Genomic DNA, 18,872 nt, shown 5'->3' on the forward strand with positions numbered 1-18,872 from the left:
CCCGCTATCGTTTCCAATTCAGCGTGCGTAGAGCCTGTCGAGGCGAACCACCCTACCCACCAGCACCAGCGCAATGACCGTGAAGACGATCAGCACGGCGGAGATCGCATGCGCGGTCGGCTCCAGGCTGAAGGTCGATTCGGAGTAGATGCGGACCGGAAGCGTCGTCAGGCGGGCGGTGGTCAGGAAACTCGTCACCGTCACCTCGCCGAAGCTCAGGAGGAAGCCGACGATACCAGCCGCAAACAGTCCCGGCGCCAGTCCCGGCATGATGATCAGGAAGAACCGCCGCACCGGGCTCGCACCAAGGCTCGCCGCCGCCTCCTCCTGCGCCCGGTCGAGCCCCATGACCGAGGTGGTCAGCAGCGTGATGGCGAAAGGAAGGATGACGATCACGTGGATCGCCACGAGGCCGAGAAAGGGCGGGATGATCAGGTAGATCTGCAGCAGCCTCAGCATGCCGACGCCGATCGCCACATGCGGCAGCGACATCGGCAGCAACCAGAACGTCAGAAGCGCGGAACGGCCCTTGAACGGATAACGGGCGAGCGCGAAGGCCGCCGGCAACGACAGCGCCAGCGCCACCAGCATCGAGGTCACGGCAAGCCGCACCGACACCCAGAAGGCATCCGCATAGGTCCCGGCGAAGAACACCGCTTCGTACCATTTCAGCGTGAAGCCGCGGAAACCGGACGCGGTCGCCTGCGGCACGTCGTTGAAACTCTGGATGCAGACGAGCACCAGCGGCAGAAGCAGGAGCAGCAGCGAGGCGGCGAGCAGCAGTTTCGAAACGATCGGCCCGAGGATGTTGATGACCGGCACGATCCAGCGCGGAATGCTCCACGGATTGCTGGGCTTGCCCTTCAGCCACGGCATCAGGCGGTTGAGGAGATAGGCGCAGAGCGCCGCAAACGCGAGACCGGTCACGGTCATGATGATCGCAAGTGCTGCGGCAAGCGGCGCGTTGAGATTCTTGATCGCCTCCTGCAGCACCAGCATGCCCGTGGTCCAGACCTTCTTGCCGCCAAGCAGCGAAGCGGAAACATAGGCCGTGGTCGCCATCAGGAAAACGATGACGGCCCCGGAGCGAAGGCCGGGCAGCGACAGCGGCAGGTCGACGGTGAGGAACCGGACCGCCGGAGACGCCCCAAGGCTCTGGGCCGCCTCATGCACACGCGGCGAAGTGTTCTGCAGGTTGTCGTAGAGCGCCAGCACCATGAACGGCAGGAAGACCTGCGCCAATGCGACGGCGACCGCGCCGTGGGTGAACAGCATGTATCTCGCCGGCGGAATTCCGATGAGGCCGGTGACCGAATTGATCAGGCCCTCGGGCGCCAGCAGCAGGATGATCCCGAGCGAGCGCACCACGACATTGGTGAGCAGCGGAATGAGGATGACGGCGAACGCGGCCGCGCGGTATTTCACCGGCATCCGGGCCAGCCAATGGGCGAGCGGATAACCGAGAAGCGCCGTGATGACGGTGACACCTAGGCCGAGCAGGATGGTTTCGGAGACGACGCCGAAATAGAAACCGTCCGAGACGATGTCCCGGAACTGCGCGATCGACGGCGTTATGAACAGCGGACCGAAAGGATCGGGATACTCGTGCAGGGAGAGCACGAGTACCACGAACATCGGCGCCGCGAAGGATAGAAGCAGCCAAAGGGTGACCGGCGCTGCAAGCGCCGGCCCGATCCAACGGTTCATCCCGCGATCTCCCGATCGTATTTCGCCTGCCACTTGGCGCGGCTGGCATTGATCACGTCCCAATCGAAATCGACGAGCTTGGCGACATCGGCATCGCCGAGCACGAGCTTCGACTTGATGTCGTCCGGGACCGTGATGTTGCTGACAGTCGGCGAGTAGTAGATCTGGCGCGCGTAGGCGAGCATGCAGGGTTCGGAGAGGTGCAGGTTGATCCACTCTTCGGCGAGCTTCTGGTTCTTCGTGCCTTCGGTGATGCAGGCGACGTTCATCGAAAGCGCCTGCCCCTCGACCGGCTTGGCGATCGCTATATTGGGATTGCGCGTTTCGACATAGGACTGGGTGAAGCTGCCGAACTCGACGGAAAGATCCGCGAGCTTCTGGTCGAACATTTCGAAGAGCTGGGCCTGGCTGCCCTGAATCGCTGCGAACGGCTTCAGCTCCTTGACCTTTTCGAAGGCGATGTCGGCGTTCTTCTCGTCCCCGCCCCAGACGCGGGCGGCCATCATCAGCGCGGAAATGCCTTCGGCGCCCAGGCCATCCGGCCAGGCGATGCGGCCCTTCCATTCCGGGTTCCACATGTCCTTCCAGGAGGTGATCGGCTTCGACGCCTTGGTCTTGTCGTAGACGATCGTGCAGGGGTTGAAGGCAACGCCGTAGCCGCCCTTTCGCGCGCTCGGATAGAGCGCCTCGAAGTTCTTGACGGCAGGCGTCGGCGCCTGGGTCACGCCGTCCTTCACGGCCTGGCGGCTTTCGAAGATGTTGAGGTAGAGCACGTCGAAGCTCGGGCGGCCGCGCTCGGCATAGGCGCGGGCACGGCGGTCGCCGGTGCCGCCGAGAACGTAGCTGATCTTGCAGCCGTATTTCTCCACGAGCGGCTTCTCGACATGTTCCCTGACGATCTTTTCCTGCGCGCCGCCCCATATGCCGACGACGAGTTCGTCGCCTTTTTTGGGCTCCTGCGCTGAGGCGGGACGGATGATGTGGAACGGTGCGGCGAGACCGGCACCGGCGATAAGCTTGTTGAATGTACGACGCGAAACGTTCATGTCTTTGTTCCCCTTTTCGGTCAGATGAATGTGGCGCCACCCGGCTGGGTCTGGATGCTGCACGGCGTCCCGAGGGGCGGAGGCGGCATATCCGAAGGCACGATCAGGCGGATCGTGCCGCATGCGGATTGGATATCGGCTTCGTACGTGTCGCCGAGGAATGCGGAATTGACGAGCGTGCCCGAAACATGCAGCGGCCCCGGCCCGTCCGAGAGCCTGAGCCGCGACGCACGCAGAACGAGGCGGGTGGCGCCGGAAGGCGCCCCCTCGCAGGTGAGCCCCGGCGCGGTGAACAGGCCGCTCTCGGTCTTCCCCTCGATCACCGTGCGAGCGCCGAGGAAGGAGGCGGTGAACGGCGAATGCGGCCGGTCGCAGAGCGCAACGGGCGTGCCGATCTCGGCGAGCAGCCCCTTGTTCATCACCGCGACGCGGTCGGACATCGCAAGCGCTTCCTGCTGGTCGTGGGTGACGAAAACGGTGGTGATCCCGAGCCGCTGCTGCAGCGTGCGGATTTCGGTCCGCATGTCGGCACGAAGATGGGCGTCGAGATTGGACAGCGGCTCGTCGAGGAGCAGCACGTCCGGCTCGATCACCAGCGCGCGGGCAAGCGCCACGCGCTGCTGCTGGCCGCCGGAAAGCTGGCCCGGATAGCGATCGTAATAGGCAGTCAGCCCGACCGTATCGAGTGCGGCGGCGGCACGGGCGCGGCACTCCGCCTTGCCCACATGGCGCATGCGCAGGCCGAAACCGACATTGTCGAGCGCGGTCAGATGCGGGAACAGTGCGTAGGACTGGAAGACGACACCGATATTGCGGGTATGCACCGGACGCCTGCTGATGTCCTCGCCATTAAGGATGACGCGCCCTTCCGACGGCTGCACGAAGCCGGCGATCATCCGCAGCGTCGTCGTCTTGCCGCATCCGGACGGCCCGAGCAGCGACAGGAGTTCACCCTTGGCGACCTCGATCGTGAGGCCGCTGACGGCGACGGAATCGCCGTAGGTGGCCGTGATATTGTCGAGCGTCAGGTAGTGCTTATGCGACATTGTCGGGAGCCTCGGGCATGATCAGGCGGGAACCGGTCGTCCCACCATGGCAGATGGAAATCGTGATGGGTCGGCGCGCCATCTCGGGCGCGGAAGCGAACGGCCCGTCGCCGGGATGAACTTCGAAGACCGGCGCGCCGGCGCCCTGCAGCGAAAGCCGCAACGCAAAACCTTCCGGGACGGTGACGCAGATCGGGCGAAGGCTTACGCGTGCCAAAATCCGCCGGCCGCCGACGAGGCGGGCATAAGCGGTACTGAGCACCCTCGCCTCTCCAGACGGGCTGACGAGCGACAATGTCGCGCAGAGATCGAAACCTTCGGACTGCGTCTCGACCTCGATCTCGGCAAAGGCTTTCCCGATATAGGACCTCGCCGCGTCGAAGGGCGCGCTTGTGTAGACGGCAACGTCGGCGCGGTTGTCGTGGCCGCTGCGATCGGCAAAACCGGCCGGCGTCCCGAGATGACCGCCGACAAGCTGTGTCGGGCGGGTGGGATCGTGGACGAACGTGTCCCGCTCCTCAGCACCGCTGCCCATCGACAGCCTGCCATCGCTGACCATGGCTGCGCCAAGGCCTGAGGATGAGAGGAAAAACTCGGCTTCGGAGCTGACGGGACGATCTGCGAAATCGCACCAGCAGCGCCGCCCCATGTCGAACAGCCTCACCGGCTGCGGCCGTTCGCCAAGCCCCTTGAGATAGAAATCGAAGAAGGCCAGCTGGGCGCGATCGACCGAGAATTCCGCCGCCTGCCCCATGTCGGTGGCACCGCATGCCCGGTTCCAAGGCGCATGCGCCCAAGGGCCGATCACCAGATGTGAACTCTCCGGATGTTTCCGTCGAAAGGCCGCATCGGCGGCCCAGGTGCCTTGAAGCAGGAAATCGGCCCAGCCTCCGGTATGAAGAGCCGGTATGTCCAGCGGATCATCGGCCAGCAGTACGCCGGGCGATACCGCGTCCCAATAGTCGCTCTCGTCCGCTACCCATTTGGCGAGATGCGATATGTCGGGCCGGGAGACGAGCAGGTCACGAAGGGCCGCATCATCTGCCGCTCCGTCGAGGGCGGAAAAGGTCCCGGCATCCTCCCACCGCGTCGCGGTCAGCCGGGCCATCTGCGCCGCCCAGCCGGCATTGAGCCCGAGCCGGAAGGCATTGCCCTCATAGGCCCAGTCGTCGCGTGGCATCCACGAGCCCATGGCAGGCGCGATCGCATCCGGCCGCACACACCCCTTTCCGGCGATGGCAAAATACTGTGTCACCGCCTGGTAACTGAAGCCGTAGAGGCCGAGCTTGCCGTTGCTTCCAGGCAATGCGGCCGCCCATTCCAGAGTGCGCGCACCATCCGCGAGCTCGCTGACGAAGGCCTCGAAGACACCACCGGAATCGCCGCAGCCGCGCACATCCTGGATGACCACGATATAACCATGCGCGGCGTACCAGGAGGGATGCGCGAGCACGAGCGTGGAGGCGATGGCCCGCCCGTAGGGCTGCCGCATCAACAGGACCGGAAACGTGCCGTCCCCGACCGGACGATAGATATCGGACACCAGCACGACGCCGTCATCGAGCAAAAGCTCGCCCCTTTCGGGGCCGGCAACGCCATATGATGCGGGCCGGTTCGTCAAGCCATCACCCCTTGTACATGGTTTTGGAGGTGATCCGGTCGAGCGGGAAATCCAGGACTTCCTTGATCAGCTTCAGGAGGTTGGCGGCGCTGCGCTCGACATAGAGCCGGCCGCGTTCGGCATCGCCGGCAGCCGCATTGCCGCAAGCGCCCGACGGCTGCACGTCCTGGGTCTGCCAGCCATAGCCGATCCGACCTTCGGGCATCAGCAACCCGCCGGCCGCTTCCAACTCCACGGAGACGGGAACGAAATCCTCGGCATATTGCATGTCGATCAGCTCGCGATGCAGGTGCAGCATGACACTGGTTTCCGCCTCGCCGCCATGGATGCCGTGCTTCATCTCGTGGGCGCTGAACAGGTCGGAGAAATCGGCGCCGGCGCTTGCCCAGGCGCTGACGGCGAACATGTCGAGCTTGATGCGCAGCTCGCGGCAGACGATGTCCATCACCTGCGGCTGGCCGCCATGCGAATTGACGAAGATGATCTTGCGGCAGCCTGCGCGATTGACGCTCTCTCCGAGCTCGAACCACATCTTTGCGAGCGTGTCGTAGTTGAAGGTCAGTGTGCCGGGATAAGCGGTATGCTCGACCGACTTGCCGACCGGCATCATCGGCAGGACCAGAACCGGCAGGTCGTCTTCCATCAGTTCGACCGTGCGGGCGACGACGCCGGCATTGATCGCAGCATCGACGCGGACCGGAAGATGCGGCCCGTGCTGCTCGACTGCGGCGATCGGCAGGATCGCGACGAACTTCTCCATCTCGAATTCGGAGAAGTCCCTTGCCGTGTGGTCCCACCACCAATGCGATTTCAGCTTCATCGACATGTCCTCGGTTTCAGTGTCAGGCCGCAGCGGCGCGTGCCGCCAGCTCCGCCTTGGCGATCTTGCCGGTGGGGGTCATGGGCAGCTCTGCGAGCGAGATCACCGTCATGACGGAGAGGTCGTAGGGAAGCGTCGCTGCGATCTGCGCCTTGGCGGCCTCGCCGTCGACCGGTGCGGCGGCCTGTACGAAGGCGACCGGCCGGGTCTTCATGGTCGGATCTGGCACGCCGACGACTGCTGCCTGCTCGATGCCGGCGACCGTCGAAAGGGCCTCTTCCACATCGCGCGGATACCAGGTCTTGCCGCCGACCTCGAGAAGCTCGGAGCGACGTCCCATCATGGTGACAAAGCCGTGCCGGTCCATCGTGCCGATATCGCCGGTCCACAGCCAGCCGTCGCGCAGCGTCTCGGCGGTCTTTTCGGGCTTGCCCCAGTAACCCCACATGAAACCGCCACGAAGCGCGATCTCGCCGACCGAACCGCAGGGAAGTTCGGAACCGTCGGAATTGAGAATGCGGACCTCCTTGTCCGGCAGCGGCATCCCCGCACGACGGGTCTCGATGTCGGCGCTGTCGAGCTTCGGAAAGCCGAGCGCCACGAAACCGCCCAGCTCCGACTGGCCGTAGCTTTCGACCAGCGGCAGCTTCAGCTTTTCCTGCCAGCCGGCTTTGAGCACCGGCGGAACCGGCCCGCCGCCCGACATGCTCATGCGCAGCTTCGCCGGCGCATGGCCGCGGATGGCGGCCTCGTTGAGCACATCGGTCAGGATAGGCGGATTGGCGATCAGCATGGTCGCGCCGCGAGCTTCGAGTGCATCGAAACCGGTCGATTGCGTCCAGCGGCCCATCACGTTGATCGCAGCGCCACGGGAAAGCTGCGGCAGGAGATTACCGACTAGCTGATAGGAGCTCGACAAGGCGCTTGGGCCGAACGAAACGTCGTCCGCCGTGATCTGCAGCCGCTCGGCGATGCAGCGCGTCGCACGAACCGTCGGCTCATGCTTGAGGCAGGCGCCCTTCGGTTTGCCGGTGGTCCCGGACGTATAGGAAAGATGGGCAATCGCATCCTCATTGCCCGGATCGGCAGGCGCCGGCAGGGCAGCCGCCATCAACTCCGGCAGTGAGTGAGCACCCGGTTGCGGCCCGTCCATGCAGATCAATGCCCGGATCGTCGGCACGCCGGCGGCTGCGGCGCTGACCTGTTCATGTTTGTCATGGGTATAAACGACCGCGGTCGGCTGGTGATCGCCGAAATAATAGGCAAGTTCATCGGCGAATTTGACGTTTACGAGAGCTGAAATCGCCCCGAGCCGCCAGCAGCCCAACATCGTCGTCAGATAGTCCATGCCATTGTGGGCAAAGATCGTCACCCGGTCGCCCGGCCTGACCCCGAGGCTATGCAACGCGCCCGCAGCGCGCTCCATCGCTTCGACGGCCCCTGCATAGGTCAGGCTCCTGTCGCGGTCGACCCAGTGGAAACACGCGTGGTCGGGATCGCGATTGGCGCCATCCACGAGAAGGGTGTGCATCAGCATTCGAAATTCCCCGGCGCTAAATCTGCCTGCTCAATTCTTTGGCAGATGTAAATCCTGCCTGCAGCATGGGCAAATTTTGTCTGCGGGTGAATGCCACGACCGTCGATAGCGGGTATATCCGTTTGCTTATACCTGTCGGCCCTCAAGAGACCGCCCGAAGCGGGATTCCGGACGGCAGTGGATGAAGCGTCTGGTCGAAACGGCGGGCGACGGTGCGGATGACATTGCGCAGCCACCGGTTGGCGCCGCTGTTATGGGCCCGTTCGTGCCATAGAAGGTAGAGGTTCATCTGATCGAACTCCCGCGGCGCATCGACGAGCTGCAGGTGATCGGTTGGCGCATTGGCGACGATATATTCGGCGTAGGGCCGCGCAGTGGTGAAGATCAGGTCCGTTTCGGCCAGAATGGCCGGGATCAGCGCATATTCGGGGACCGACATGGCGATGTGTCGGCGCATCCCAAGCTGCGCCAGCCGGCCATCGATGGGACTGTAGACGGCATTCGAGCCTGGCGTCGGCGAAACATGGTCGGCATCGAGATAGTCCTCAAGCAAAAGGCGTCCGCGCTTGGCAAGCGGGTTCGACTTCTGCACAACGCAAGCAATGTCACAATGGAGAAGCGTGCTCGACTTCAGGCTCTGCTGCGGCGCCGGCCAGTTGCCGATCACCATGTCTACCCGGCCAGACCCCAGATCCTCGATGAGATCGCTCTGCTCCGAGGGCGCAAAAAAATCGACCGATATGCCGGGCGCTTCGCGCCGGATGCTGGTGGCGATCGGCGGGATGAGGAAGGTGCCGAAACAATTGACCGCGGCGATCCGCATCCGGCTGTGGACCATGCCTGGATCGAACTGGCTGCTGCGGTTCAGCGTGTCCAGCAGGCCCTCGAGCATTGCCGCGATCGAGGTCATCACCTCTTCACCGCGCTCGGTCAGCACCAGTTTCTGGCCGCTGCGCACCAGAAGCGGGTCGGAGAAGATTTCCCGTGCCTTCTTGAGGCAGGCGCTGATCGCCGGCTGGCTGTGTCCGAGCAGCACCGCGACTTTGGAGACATTGCGCTCCCTGAGCAGCAGATAGGTGGTGCGCAGCAACCTGACGTCGATGGAGGGATTTATGTTCGCGTACACGGCCGTTTCCTTTTGCAGGGGCAACCGTTTTACGAAGCAAGCGACGTGCCAGGCACGCTGACTTCGTCACGCAAGAGAAAACGCGGACAACTGGGTTATCCGCGTTTCGGACCGAGCTTTTGGCAGCCTATCGCCTCAAGCGGCCTGGCTGACGGCACCCAATGGGATCTCGACGTCGATCTCCAGGATCGTGACGTCCTCGTCGCGATCCATCTTGACCTGCACCTTGTCGCTATCGACCTGCACGTGTTTGGCAATCACGGCAAGAATCTCCTCGCGAAGCAAGGATACGAGGTCTGAGCCGCTCGACGAGCGTTCGTGGGCGAGAAGCACCTGCAGGCGTTCACGCGCCGTCGGTGCGGAGCGCTGTCTGCGGAAAAGGTTGAATATAGTCATGCGGCCCTCCGTGCGAAGATCTTGCCGAATATTCCCCGCTTTTCCCCGGGGATCGTGATCGGCAGAACTTCTCCTGCAAGCCGGCGCGCGGCATCAAAATAGGCCATGGCCGGTGCGCTGCGTGCGTCCGCCAGGGTAACCGGCGCGCCGATATTCGATGCGCGCAGGACATCCATGCTTTCCGGGATGATGCCGATGAGCGGGATGGAGAGGATCTCCAGCACGTCCTCGACCTTCAGCATGTCGCCCCGCTCCGCGCGGTTGGCGTCGTAGCGCGTCAGAAGCAGGTGCTTTTCCATGCGCTCGCCGCGCTCAGCCTTCATCGTCTTCGAGTCGAGCAGGCCGATGATGCGGTCCGAGTCGCGAACGGACGAGACTTCCGGATTGGTGACCACCACCGCCATGTCGGCGTGGCGCATGGCGAGCGTGGCGCCGCTTTCGATCCCGGCCGGGCTGTCGCAGATGACCCAGTCGAAGACCCGCTTCAGCTCGGTAATGACCCGCTCCACACCCTCGGGTGTCAGATTGTCCTTGTCGCGTGTCTGCGAGGCCGGCAGCAGGTACAGCGTCTCCAGCCGCTTGTCGCGGATCAGCGCCTGCGTGAGCTTGGCTTCGCCCTGAATGACGTTGATCAGGTCGTAGACAACCCGGCGCTCGGCGCCCATCACCAAGTCGAGATTGCGCAGCCCGACGTCAAAATCGACGACGACCACCCGTTCGTTTCGCTGCGCCAGAGCCGCTCCCAAAGCGGCAGTCGAGGTCGTCTTGCCAACCCCGCCCTTGCCTGAAGTGACTACGATGACTTTCCCCATCTTGCTCTCCTGTTTGCTGGCCGGCTTCGGCTCAAATAAGTTTCTCTGCAATGATCGAATCCCCTTCGAGCCAAAGCTGGACTGACTGTCCGCGAAGGCCCGGGGCCATGTCTTCCGCCATCTTGTAGATGCCGTCGATTGCCACCAGCTCGGCTTCGAGCTTGCGGCAGAAGATGCGCGCCGACGCGTTTCCAAGCGATCCCGCCATGGCCCGGCCACGCAGGGTCCCATAGATATGCACCGATCCGCCGGCGATGATTTCGGCACCTGAGGCGACCGAGCCTATGATCGTCACGTCGCCTTCCGGAAAGATGACCGACTGGCCGGAGCGGACCGGCTCGCGGATGACCATCGACTGCAACGCGGAACGAACCTCCGGCGCGACCGGCTTCGGCTCACCGTTGCGCAGCTCGATGATCGGCTCCTTGGCGACGGCCTCGTCGGAGACCGGCCGGCCACCTTTAAGCGCCGGAGGCATGCCGGGACCGAGAATCGAAGGACGACCGCCCTCGATGCCCATGATATTGACGTTGCGTCCGGCCAGTTCGGTGATGAGATCCTTCAGCTGGGCGCGATCGATCGGCAGATCGGTCACGTCGAGCACGACAGGCCGGCCCAGAAAGAAACCCGCAGAACGCGCCGCAAGGTCATCCAGCCGGATGAGCCAGTCGTCGAAGGGAAGATCAGGGGCAAGGACGACCGCCAGAAAAGAACGGCCCTTGATGCGGATAGAGCGAGCGTCTGTTAGCATTTTGGTCATCTGCGTAAAGAAATCGTTGACTGATTTCTAGCGCCGACATGGTTAACAAATGGTAAACATAGGCCTCGCAAAGAGCCTGGTTTTAACCGATCGTTACGATCTTCCTCTCCATCAAGCTCGCCTCGGCGGACATTGGCTTCGCGATGAAGAAAATGCCAGGCGCGAAGAGAAAAAATGCACGTCAGAACGACCGCGCGCAGCACAAAACCATCTCTTCTGGCGGTTCGGTGACGGCTGTGATTCTGGCCCGCCACAGGAGATTCGGTCTCGCCATGAGCATTCACAGGCGGCTTCCTGTGACTCGAAGGAGGCGCCCGGCAGGCGCCGCCGCCTTCCCGGGCGATGAATAGCCTCCCTGCCCGCTCGACTTTCAGGCACGAATCGAGACCACCGGATGCCGCACCGGGCGGACACGACCGAAGACGCACAATTTGATTTTCGGAAAACCCTCAGTCCCAAAACGAAAAAGCCTGCCGCGGGAGGAGGTGCGGCAGGCTTTCCGAAAAGAACCGAACAGCGGCTGGGAGGAGGAGTGCCGCCGTTCCTACAGACGCCCCTGGGAGGAGGAGTGGGCCGTCTGATAACACGAAGCTCTGCGGGAGGAGGTGCATTGCTTCGATAAGTATGACTATACACCCGTCCGGCTCGATTGACACCCATTATGTTGCAGTGCAGCTATGCGAAAAATGCATACCGGAACATGGAGCCTGAAGAGATCCGGAAGACAGCAGGCGTTCGACGCGAAAACGCCCGCGGCAATGGCGGGCGTCATGCGAATTCCGGGAAGAGATATCGCGGTTAGCGAGCGCTGGCGGCGCGAGCGACGTTACGGATGTCGGCGCGGTCGATGCCGAGGTCCTGCAGTTCGCGGCTGGTCATGCGGCCGAGTTCGGAGACGGTCTGGCGATACCTGCGCCAGTTGTTGAAAGAGCGTGCAACGTTCATGATCGGGTCCCTTTCCTGAGACTATCTGACGTCAGCAACCGTTCTTGGCTCCGGCGTCGTTCGATGACGATGATATAGGCGCTCGGAACTGCCCGGAAAAGCAACAATACTTCAGGCCACCCATGCATAAGGCGCATCAATCCTGAGACTACGCCTCGGCCGATACCGCAGCGCACACCATGATCATCTCGACCTTGAGCGCGGGATTTGCAAGCCGCGCCTCGAAACAGGCCCGGGCGGGCGGAGCCATGCCCGAAACCCAGGCGTCCCAGACCTCGTTCATTTCGGCATAACCGTCCATGTCGGCAAGCATGATGGCGCAGAAGATCAGACCCTGCTTGGCGCTGCCGATTTCCACAAGCCGCGCTTCGGCCTTGGCCAACAACTGCCGGGTCTGCTCGGCAATGCTCAAATCCCCGTCATAGGGTGACTGGGGCGTCACCGCGAAATAGCCGGTGCCCTGATGCACGACAGCCGAACTTCCACGGCTGCCGACACCGAAACGCTGGATGATGGAAGAGAAGTCCTGGATCATGAAAAGCCTGTACTGGTTTTGAACGATGAACGAGATGTGACCGCAACGCGAGCGGCGGCAGCGATGCCGCCGCCAGGATGCCTTCATAGATCTCGATTGGCGACAGACTTATTCGGCACCGCGCGTCGTCTCGAACAGGAACCAGGCCCGGCGCTCCGTCTCGTCTATCCAGACTTCCAGCAGGCTCGTCGTGGCCACGTCGTTATGTTCGGCGCAGACTTCGTGGGCCTGGCGCAGGAACGAGACGAGCTGCTGGTTGTCGTCCTTGAGTTCCGCGAGCATGTCTCGCGGGGTGACGAAGTCGGCGTCGTTGTCGAGAAGGCGCTGCAGCCGGCCGATATGGCCGATCGAGCGGATGGTCGTGCCGCCGATCTTGCGGGCCCGTTCGGCAATCGCGTCGGTCATGGCAAAAATCTGCTCGCCCTGTTCGTCGAGCATCACGTGGTAATCGCGAAAATGCGGGCCGCTCATATGCCAGTGGAAATTCTTGGTCTTGAGGTAAAGCGCGAACGTGTCCGCAAGGAGCGCCGCAAGCGCCCCGGAGATATCGGCAGTGGCGTTGGAGGGCAGGTCGGAGGGAGTGTTCAACGATGCCTTGCGGCGCCTTTCAACTGCAGTGCGGTCCATGCTTATTCTCCTTGGGTGAGACGGATGGGCTTCGGGACTTTGACAATAACTGAGCGGAGGCCAGTGGAACGGGATTGACCCGACGGACGATCGTCGGACCGCATGCTGGACCCTGAGGTCCGGAAGTGCGTTCTTTGAACAGAGGGTTCGGTGGCGGTGATACTCCTGCCGGGACGCGGCGACAAATCGATAGCCGATGCCGCCGGGGCTGCCCCGATCGAAGAGGATCAGGATATGAAGCGTGTCCTCCCCTGATGTTTCCGAATGACGAGAATGAGCTTTCGGAGTGAGATAGACGCCACCCGGTTCGATCGTCAAGGTGTCTCGGCCGGCATCGGGATCGGGCACCGGTCGGGTCGCCCCCTGCTCGGCGATTGCTATTTCGCCATGCTTGCTGATAGTTCGAGACGGGAGCCGCGTCTGCAGGCCGGAACTGCGGCGGGCCCCTTCCCTTCATACGGAGATGATCATGACACGTCCCCCGCGCCGGCCCGTCAATCCGCTCGATGCCGCAGAGGCTCTGTTTGCACCGGCCAAGAAGGTCACCCCGGCTCCCGCGGTCGAGCGGCGAGCGCCGCCGAACGTCAAGGAACTTGTGTCCCTGAAGCTCGACAGCGACGTGCTCGCCTATTTTCAGGAGGATGGCCCTGGCTGGCAGGATCGCATCAACGACGCGCTCCGCGAAGCGATGAACGACAAGGGGTGAATGACGGGGAGCTTTTATGGCATGCATGGCGTGTGTTGCCTGAAAAGGATATGATCTCCCCGAGGAGCCGACCATGCCAGTTTTACCCAACCTGAACATCGTGCCATTCATCAGCGTCGAGAACATGATGGATCTCGTACTCGATATCGGGATCGAGACATTTCTCAAGGAGCTGGCCGGCTATATCGAGGCCGACTTCCGCCGCTGGGAGACCTTCGACAAGGTTCCGCGCATCGCTTCGCACTCCGCAGAAGGCGTGATCGAGCTGATGCCGACCAGCGACGGCACGCTCTATGGCTTCAAATATGTCAACGGTCACCCCAAGAATACCCGCACCGGCCGCCAGACCGTGACGGCCTTCGGGGTGCTCTCCGATGTCGACAGCGGCTATCCGCTCCTCATTTCCGAAATGACCATCCTGACGGCGCTGCGCACCGCGGCGACCTCGGCCGTGGCGGCCAAATATCTGGCGCCCGAAGGGGCCGATTGCATGGCGATCATCGGCAATGGCGCGCAGAGCGAGTTCCAGGCGATCGCCTTCAAGGCACTGGTCGGCATCAAGAAACTGCGGCTCTACGACATAGACCCACATGCCACCGAACGCTGCGCCAAGAATCTTTCCGGGATGGGCTTTGAAATCATCCGATGCCACTCCTCCCAGGAGGCGGTCGAAGGTGCCCATGTGATCACCACCGCGACGGCAGACAAGCAGAACGCCACCATCCTCACCGACAACATGGTCGGACCGGGTGTCCACATCAATGCCGTCGGAGGCGACTGCCCCGGCAAGACCGAGCTTCACAAGGACATCCTGCTGCGCTCGGACATCTTCGTCGAATATCCGCCGCAGACCCGTGTCGAAGGCGAAATCCAGCAAATGCCGGCGGACTATCCTGTCACCGAACTCTGGCAGGTGATTTCCGGTCTAACGACAGGCAGGACGAGCAGCGCTCAGGTGACGCTGTTCGACAGCGTCGGTTTTGCGACCGAGGATTTTTCGGCGCTTCGTTATATCCGCGACAAGCTCGCCGGCACCGGTCTCTACGAAAATCTCGACCTCCTCGCAGACCCCGACGAGCCGCGCGACCTCTTCGGCATGCTGCTCCGGCGCGAAGTCTCGCGGAAGGCCTCCATACGGAACTCGATCCCGAACGGATAGCTGCTTATTGGAGCATTCCCGCCTCGAGTGCGGCAGATAAAAATGTCTCACGCGCGGCCGCCGCGTCTATCTGTCTGCGCAGCGCGGCGGAGCAGACCTCGGTCGCCGCTCGGTAGCGTTCGTTGCGCGCCGCAGGCCATTTGTTGGTGAGATAGATCAAGGCCTCTGCGGGCGTTCGAATAATCTCCGGAGACCGCCGCCCGACCGCTACGACCACCGGTTCCGGCCAGTTCGGATCGCTTTTCACCCGTTTTTTCATGCATTTCCTCCGCCTGCAGGCCAAACCTTGCCGATCGGAGTGTGGCACGGCTTCCGCCGCCTATCTATTTGACCTGACTTACCTCATTGGGAGTAGGGCATCGCTGATTGTGATCATCGGCAGGTGCCACAGCATCTTCCTTTTGCGCTAGGATGCACTAGTTCCCCCTTCAAATTCCAACCGCTACGCAGTGAATGACCAGCCCTGAGGACAGCTCCAAGAACCCGGATGAACATGCCCCCAGCGAGCCTGCGCCCGTGACTGACAGAGAGGCAGTACCGGAAGGCGCGCCGGAGACGGACAAGCGTCGCGAAGAAAGCTCACATTCCGGCAAACCGTCGGGCGAACCGAAAGCGGGTGACAATTCCGCTCCGGCTTTTGGGCAAAGCGGACGGGCCATCCGTGAATTGCTGGCGGCGCTGCGCCATGATCTCCGAACGTCGTGGCAATCAGGTTCCCTCTGGATAAGCAACTCCGCTGCCGCTCTTCGGGAGAAATACGCAGGACCGAAAGAGCAAGAACCAAATCCGACATCCGAAGCGGCGGCGGAGCGCTTTTCAGCCTTCTGCGGTAAAACCCTTTTCCAAATAAAAGCCTGGCGGCCTTGGCGACACTTTTCAAGACAGAACCGGCCCTCCGGGCGGTGGTCGTGGATAACCGTTGCCGCACTCGCGTCCTTCGCCTGCGTCCTTGTCCTGGCGGGCGTTCTGACATGGGCATTGAAGGACGTGCCATGGCGGGAGATTGCTGCCGGCACGCTGAAGCCGGTCATCGTGCTGGAAACGGCGGATGGCGCCCCGCTTGTCCGGCAGGGTCCCTATCAGGGGCCATATGCCGCTTACGGCCAGTTTCCACAGTCCCTCATCGAGGCCGTCCTGTCGATCGAGGACAGGCGGTTCATGAGCCACTACGGTATCGATCCGAAGGGTATCGGCCGTGCGCTGATCCGGAATTTTCAGGCGGGCTCGGTCGCCCAGGGCGGAAGCACGATCACGCAGCAATTGATCAAGGTGCAGTATCTGGAAAGCGACCGAACGCTGAAGCGGAAGATCCAGGAGGTGGTCATTGCATTCTGGCTCGAATGGAAGCTCGGCAAGCGGGAAATCCTGACACGGTATCTGAACGCGACTTACCTCGGTTCCGGTGCTACCGGAATGCCGGCCGCCGCGCGGATCTACTTCAACAAGGACATCGGAGACCTCGACGTCTCGGAGTCTGCCATGCTCGCCGGTCTCCTGAAGGCGCCGAGCCAGCTGAACCCCATCGCCAATTTCGAAGGCGCCCGTCAGCGAACGGCGACGGTGCTCGCCGCAATGGTCGCAAATGGCAAGTTGACGCCCGACGAAGCCGCGGCCGCCAAGGCGGAGTTCGGCAAACTTCGCCCGACAACACCGACGCCCCGCTCGGGAAGCTGGTTTGCCGATTGGATATCGCCGCAGGCAAGCGAGATCGCCGGCACCTCGCCGGGCTCGACGACGGTCCGCACGACGCTCGTGCCCCGCCTGCAGCGCATTGCCGAAAGGGTTGTTGCACAGGCTCTGGACGAAGACGGAAAGACGCTCGGCGCAAGCCAGGCGGCGCTGGTGGCGATGACACCCGAAGGCGCGGTCGTCGCCATGGTCGGAGGGCACGACTACAAGACGAGCCAGTTCAACCGCGCCGTCACGGCGATGCGGCAACCGGGCTCCACGTTCAAGCTGTTCGTCTATTACGCGGCCTTGAAAAAAGGACTGACCCTTTCCGACCGCGTTCTCGACGCCCCGATCGAGATTGACGGTTGGTCGCCCGAAAACTCCGGCGGCGGTTACCGTGGCTGGGTCACATTGGCGGAAGCTTTTGCCCGGTCGTTGAATGCCGCAACCGTCGCCCTGGCGCAGGAAGTCGGACTCGATAACGTCATTGCGGCTGCCAAGGAACTCGGTATCGACACGCCGCTCGCGCCGACGCCATCCCTCGCGCTCGGCACTTCGGAGACCAACCTACTCGATCTCACCAGCGCCTATGCATCGGTTCGCCTCGGGAAAGCGCCGGTCGAACCTTGGGGGATTATCGATTTCCAGGCCGCGGGCCAATCCCAGGCCTTCAGGGTGGGCAAGAAGACAGCGCCTTCGATCGATCTCTCACCCTACCAGTCCGACCTCCTTGGCTTGCTGCAGCTCGTCGTCGAACGCGGCACGGGCCGCGACGCGGATCCCGGCACATTCGCCGCCGGCAAGACAGGCACCAGCCAGAACAATCGCGATGCCTGGTTTGTCGGTTTCACCGAGCCGCTGGTCGTCGGCGTCTGGGTCGGGAATGATGACGACACGCCGATGAAAGGCGTCACGGGCGGCTCGCTTCCGGCTCGGATCTGGCGGGACTTCGTCCGCGCTGCGATGGCCGAGCCCGCTCCTGATTTCGATCTGGACAAGGGGCTGGCGGCAGGCAACCCGGGGACCGCGCCCTCCTGCAACATCACTGCCTGCTCCCGCAGCTACCGATCTTTTCGGGCCTCCGACTGCACCTATCAACCTTTTCGCGGTGAGCGCAGGCTTTGCGAAAAGTGAACGCTGGCACTCGGGGGCACGTGGCGGCGGCGCACCGCCCCTGAGTAAATTTCCAAAGCCGAATGAAAGTATGAGATTTAACAAAAAACGGCCGCTCTGTGATTGCCCGGCGAATGAAGCTTTGCTAGAGCAACTCGCATTCCCTGAGCGGCACCATCGCCGCCATCATGGTGGGGCGTCGCCAAGCGGTAAGGCAACGGTTTTTGGTACCGTCATCCCTGGTTCGAATCCAGGCGCCCCAGCCACTCTCCTTAGGGTCCGTTCTATCATTCATTGGTGCCGGAACCGGCAAGTCGCAACTCCGCGAGCGACGTGTTTACGGTAGCCAGATAAAGCGTCTCTGATCTTGTTTGCGCCGCCCGGTGATTTGCGGCCGTACCCATTTCCCCGCACCGTTCCGTTGCCTCCGGCCAAGTCATGTGCTGGCCGCGAACCTCATTGTTCTGATGAGAACAGCATAGCTGTCCGGGTAACCGGGAGAACGGGGCGTAGCCTTCAGCCTACCGCTAATTGACTATCCCATCGCCCATCTGATGAGCCGCATCCGAATTGCGCTCAGAATATCAGTATGGCTTTATAACCAAACAGCCGGAAATTCAGGATCATGAGGAAATTGTGCGCTTCGAGAGTACGATCATTGAAGATGTACTTCTTTTAACGTCGAAGAAATTCGGCGATCCTCGAGGCTATTTTATGGAAATGTTTCGGAAGAACCTCTTTGAATCAGAAGTCGGTTCTTTCACGTTTGTTCAGGATAACAGGTCTTACTCGGCAGAGGCAGGAACTGTTCGTGGTCTGCACTTTCAGACCCATCCTCATTCACAAGGTAAGCTCGTGTCGTGTTCGAGCGGCGCGCTCCTGGATGTGGCGGTTGATATCCGTATCGGATCGCCGACCTACGGGAAGTTCGTCGCGGTGGAACTGTCGGCCGAAAATGCCCTCCAGCTTTGGCTGCCGCCAGGTTTCGCGCATGGGTTTTGCACGCTGACGGCAGATACGGTCATCACCTATAAGGTGACTGACTATTACAGCGCCGAACACGAACGCGGCCTGCTCTGGAATGATCCGGAGCTTGGGATCGAATGGCCAGTCGCAGCAGACAAGGCAATCCTGTCGGAGAAGGATCGGGGACAGCCCAGGCTCGCCGAGCTTCAATCCAACTTTATTTATGCCGTCAACGATGAATTCGGCAAACGCAGTCGGAGCCGGTGACGAGAATTTTTT

The 18,872-nt window shown here is 62.2% G+C and carries 18 protein-coding genes and 1 tRNA gene; 5 read left to right on the forward strand and 14 right to left on the reverse strand.

Features of this window, described 5'->3' with window-relative positions; all coding sequences use genetic code 11:
• Positions 1-18: 18 nt before the first annotated feature.
• From LZK81_RS13665 to LZK81_RS13725, 13 genes are all read right to left on the reverse strand, one after another.
• Positions 19-1,707, reverse strand: coding sequence for an ABC transporter permease subunit (locus LZK81_RS13665; RefSeq protein WP_233953634.1), 1,689 nt, complete (start codon positions 1,705-1,707; stop codon positions 19-21).
• A complete protein-coding gene (locus tag LZK81_RS13670; RefSeq protein ID WP_046603953.1) occupies positions 1,704-2,753 on the reverse strand; it encodes an ABC transporter substrate-binding protein in 1,050 nt (349 codons plus the stop codon). The genes LZK81_RS13665 and LZK81_RS13670 overlap by 4 nt, the downstream gene beginning before the upstream one ends.
• Before the next feature lie 20 nt (positions 2,754-2,773).
• Positions 2,774-3,799 (reverse strand): ABC transporter ATP-binding protein, encoded by a 1,026-nt coding sequence (locus LZK81_RS13675; protein ID WP_233953635.1) that lies wholly within the window; start codon positions 3,797-3,799, stop codon positions 2,774-2,776.
• The gene (locus tag LZK81_RS13680; protein ID WP_046625766.1) at positions 3,789-5,420 is read right to left on the reverse strand and encodes a CocE/NonD family hydrolase; all 1,632 of its coding nucleotides are present in this window, start codon (positions 5,418-5,420) and stop codon (positions 3,789-3,791) included. Before LZK81_RS13680 ends, LZK81_RS13675 begins: the two co-directional genes overlap by 11 nt.
• Positions 5,421-5,424: 4 nt before the next feature.
• Complete coding sequence (locus tag LZK81_RS13685; RefSeq protein ID WP_046626075.1) at positions 5,425-6,240, reverse strand: creatininase family protein; 816 nt, start codon at positions 6,238-6,240, stop codon at positions 5,425-5,427.
• A gap of 22 nt (positions 6,241-6,262) precedes the next feature.
• Positions 6,263-7,777 (reverse strand): class I adenylate-forming enzyme family protein, encoded by a 1,515-nt coding sequence (locus LZK81_RS13690; protein ID WP_233953636.1) that lies wholly within the window; start codon positions 7,775-7,777, stop codon positions 6,263-6,265.
• Positions 7,778-7,919: 142 nt separating this feature from the next.
• Positions 7,920-8,903 (reverse strand): LysR family transcriptional regulator, encoded by a 984-nt coding sequence (locus LZK81_RS13695; protein WP_233953637.1) that lies wholly within the window; start codon positions 8,901-8,903, stop codon positions 7,920-7,922.
• A gap of 135 nt (positions 8,904-9,038) precedes the next feature.
• A complete protein-coding gene (minE, locus tag LZK81_RS13700) occupies positions 9,039-9,299 on the reverse strand; it encodes a cell division topological specificity factor MinE (protein WP_046603949.1) in 261 nt (86 codons plus the stop codon).
• Positions 9,296-10,111, reverse strand: coding sequence for a septum site-determining protein MinD (gene minD / locus LZK81_RS13705; protein ID WP_046603948.1), 816 nt, complete (start codon positions 10,109-10,111; stop codon positions 9,296-9,298). Before minD ends, minE begins: the two co-directional genes overlap by 4 nt.
• A 31-nt stretch (positions 10,112-10,142) precedes the next feature.
• Positions 10,143-10,871 (reverse strand): septum site-determining protein MinC, encoded by a 729-nt coding sequence (gene minC, locus LZK81_RS13710; RefSeq protein WP_046625763.1) that lies wholly within the window; start codon positions 10,869-10,871, stop codon positions 10,143-10,145.
• A 798-nt stretch (positions 10,872-11,669) separates the two neighbouring features.
• Entirely contained in the window at positions 11,670-11,816 is a 147-nt protein-coding gene (locus tag LZK81_RS13715; RefSeq protein ID WP_080952435.1) for a DUF1127 domain-containing protein, read from the reverse strand.
• Positions 11,817-11,964: 148 nt separating this feature from the next.
• Positions 11,965-12,351: a RidA family protein gene (locus LZK81_RS13720; RefSeq protein WP_233953638.1), complete on the reverse strand. Its 387-nt coding sequence runs from the start codon at positions 12,349-12,351 to the stop codon at positions 11,965-11,967.
• Between the two features lie 108 nt (positions 12,352-12,459).
• Positions 12,460-12,978, reverse strand: coding sequence for a Dps family protein (locus tag LZK81_RS13725; RefSeq protein WP_233953639.1), 519 nt, complete (start codon positions 12,976-12,978; stop codon positions 12,460-12,462).
• Positions 12,979-13,447: 469 nt separating this feature from the next.
• Between LZK81_RS13725 and LZK81_RS13730 the strand changes: the two genes are divergently transcribed.
• Positions 13,448-13,684 carry a BrnA antitoxin family protein gene (locus LZK81_RS13730; protein ID WP_046626072.1) on the forward strand — a complete coding sequence of 79 codons (237 nt, stop codon included), beginning with the start codon at positions 13,448-13,450 and terminating at the stop codon, positions 13,682-13,684.
• Between the two features lie 73 nt (positions 13,685-13,757).
• The gene (locus LZK81_RS13735) at positions 13,758-14,843 is read left to right on the forward strand and encodes an ornithine cyclodeaminase (RefSeq protein ID WP_233953640.1); all 1,086 of its coding nucleotides are present in this window, start codon (positions 13,758-13,760) and stop codon (positions 14,841-14,843) included.
• Positions 14,844-14,847: 4 nt separating this feature from the next.
• Here the strand turns inward: LZK81_RS13735 and LZK81_RS13740 are convergent, their stop codons facing one another.
• Entirely contained in the window at positions 14,848-15,102 is a 255-nt protein-coding gene (locus LZK81_RS13740; protein ID WP_052753938.1) for a DUF982 domain-containing protein, read from the reverse strand.
• Between the two features lie 728 nt (positions 15,103-15,830).
• On the opposite strand from LZK81_RS13740, the gene LZK81_RS13745 reads away from it, so the two are divergent.
• The 3 genes from LZK81_RS13745 to rfbC all read left to right on the forward strand — a co-directional run bounded on the left by LZK81_RS13745 (position 15,831) and on the right by rfbC (position 18,860).
• The gene (locus LZK81_RS13745) at positions 15,831-17,648 is read left to right on the forward strand and encodes a PBP1A family penicillin-binding protein (RefSeq protein WP_233956554.1); all 1,818 of its coding nucleotides are present in this window, start codon (positions 15,831-15,833) and stop codon (positions 17,646-17,648) included.
• Positions 17,649-17,819: 171 nt separating this feature from the next.
• Positions 17,820-17,893, forward strand: a tRNA-Gln gene (locus LZK81_RS13750).
• Positions 17,894-18,263: 370 nt separating this feature from the next.
• The gene (gene rfbC / locus LZK81_RS13755; protein ID WP_046608541.1) at positions 18,264-18,860 is read left to right on the forward strand and encodes a dTDP-4-dehydrorhamnose 3,5-epimerase; all 597 of its coding nucleotides are present in this window, start codon (positions 18,264-18,266) and stop codon (positions 18,858-18,860) included.
• Positions 18,861-18,872 lie beyond the last annotated feature (12 nt).

It is taken from the genome of Neorhizobium galegae, assembly GCF_021391675.1.
GTDB lineage: Bacteria > Pseudomonadota > Alphaproteobacteria > Rhizobiales > Rhizobiaceae > Neorhizobium > Neorhizobium galegae_B.

Coding starts and splice junctions, on each gene's coding strand:
- LZK81_RS13725 (WP_233953639.1), bottom strand. CDS start 12,978: ATGGACCGCACTGCAGTTGAAAGGCGCCGCAAGGCATCGTTGAACACT.
- minD (WP_046603948.1), bottom strand. CDS start 10,111: ATGGGGAAAGTCATCGTAGTCACTTCAGGCAAGGGCGGGGTTGGCAAG.
- minE (WP_046603949.1), bottom strand. CDS start 9,299: ATGACTATATTCAACCTTTTCCGCAGACAGCGCTCCGCACCGACGGCG.
- LZK81_RS13730 (WP_046626072.1), top strand. CDS start 13,448: ATGACACGTCCCCCGCGCCGGCCCGTCAATCCGCTCGATGCCGCAGAG.
- LZK81_RS13685 (WP_046626075.1), bottom strand. CDS start 6,240: ATGAAGCTGAAATCGCATTGGTGGTGGGACCACACGGCAAGGGACTTC.
- LZK81_RS13675 (WP_233953635.1), bottom strand. CDS start 3,799: ATGTCGCATAAGCACTACCTGACGCTCGACAATATCACGGCCACCTAC.
- minC (WP_046625763.1), bottom strand. CDS start 10,871: ATGACCAAAATGCTAACAGACGCTCGCTCTATCCGCATCAAGGGCCGT.
- LZK81_RS13720 (WP_233953638.1), bottom strand. CDS start 12,351: ATGATCCAGGACTTCTCTTCCATCATCCAGCGTTTCGGTGTCGGCAGC.
- LZK81_RS13735 (WP_233953640.1), top strand. CDS start 13,758: ATGCCAGTTTTACCCAACCTGAACATCGTGCCATTCATCAGCGTCGAG.
- LZK81_RS13690 (WP_233953636.1), bottom strand. CDS start 7,777: ATGCTGATGCACACCCTTCTCGTGGATGGCGCCAATCGCGATCCCGAC.
- LZK81_RS13740 (WP_052753938.1), bottom strand. CDS start 15,102: ATGAAAAAACGGGTGAAAAGCGATCCGAACTGGCCGGAACCGGTGGTC.
- LZK81_RS13665 (WP_233953634.1), bottom strand. CDS start 1,707: ATGAACCGTTGGATCGGGCCGGCGCTTGCAGCGCCGGTCACCCTTTGG.
- LZK81_RS13715 (WP_080952435.1), bottom strand. CDS start 11,816: ATGAACGTTGCACGCTCTTTCAACAACTGGCGCAGGTATCGCCAGACC.
- LZK81_RS13670 (WP_046603953.1), bottom strand. CDS start 2,753: ATGAACGTTTCGCGTCGTACATTCAACAAGCTTATCGCCGGTGCCGGT.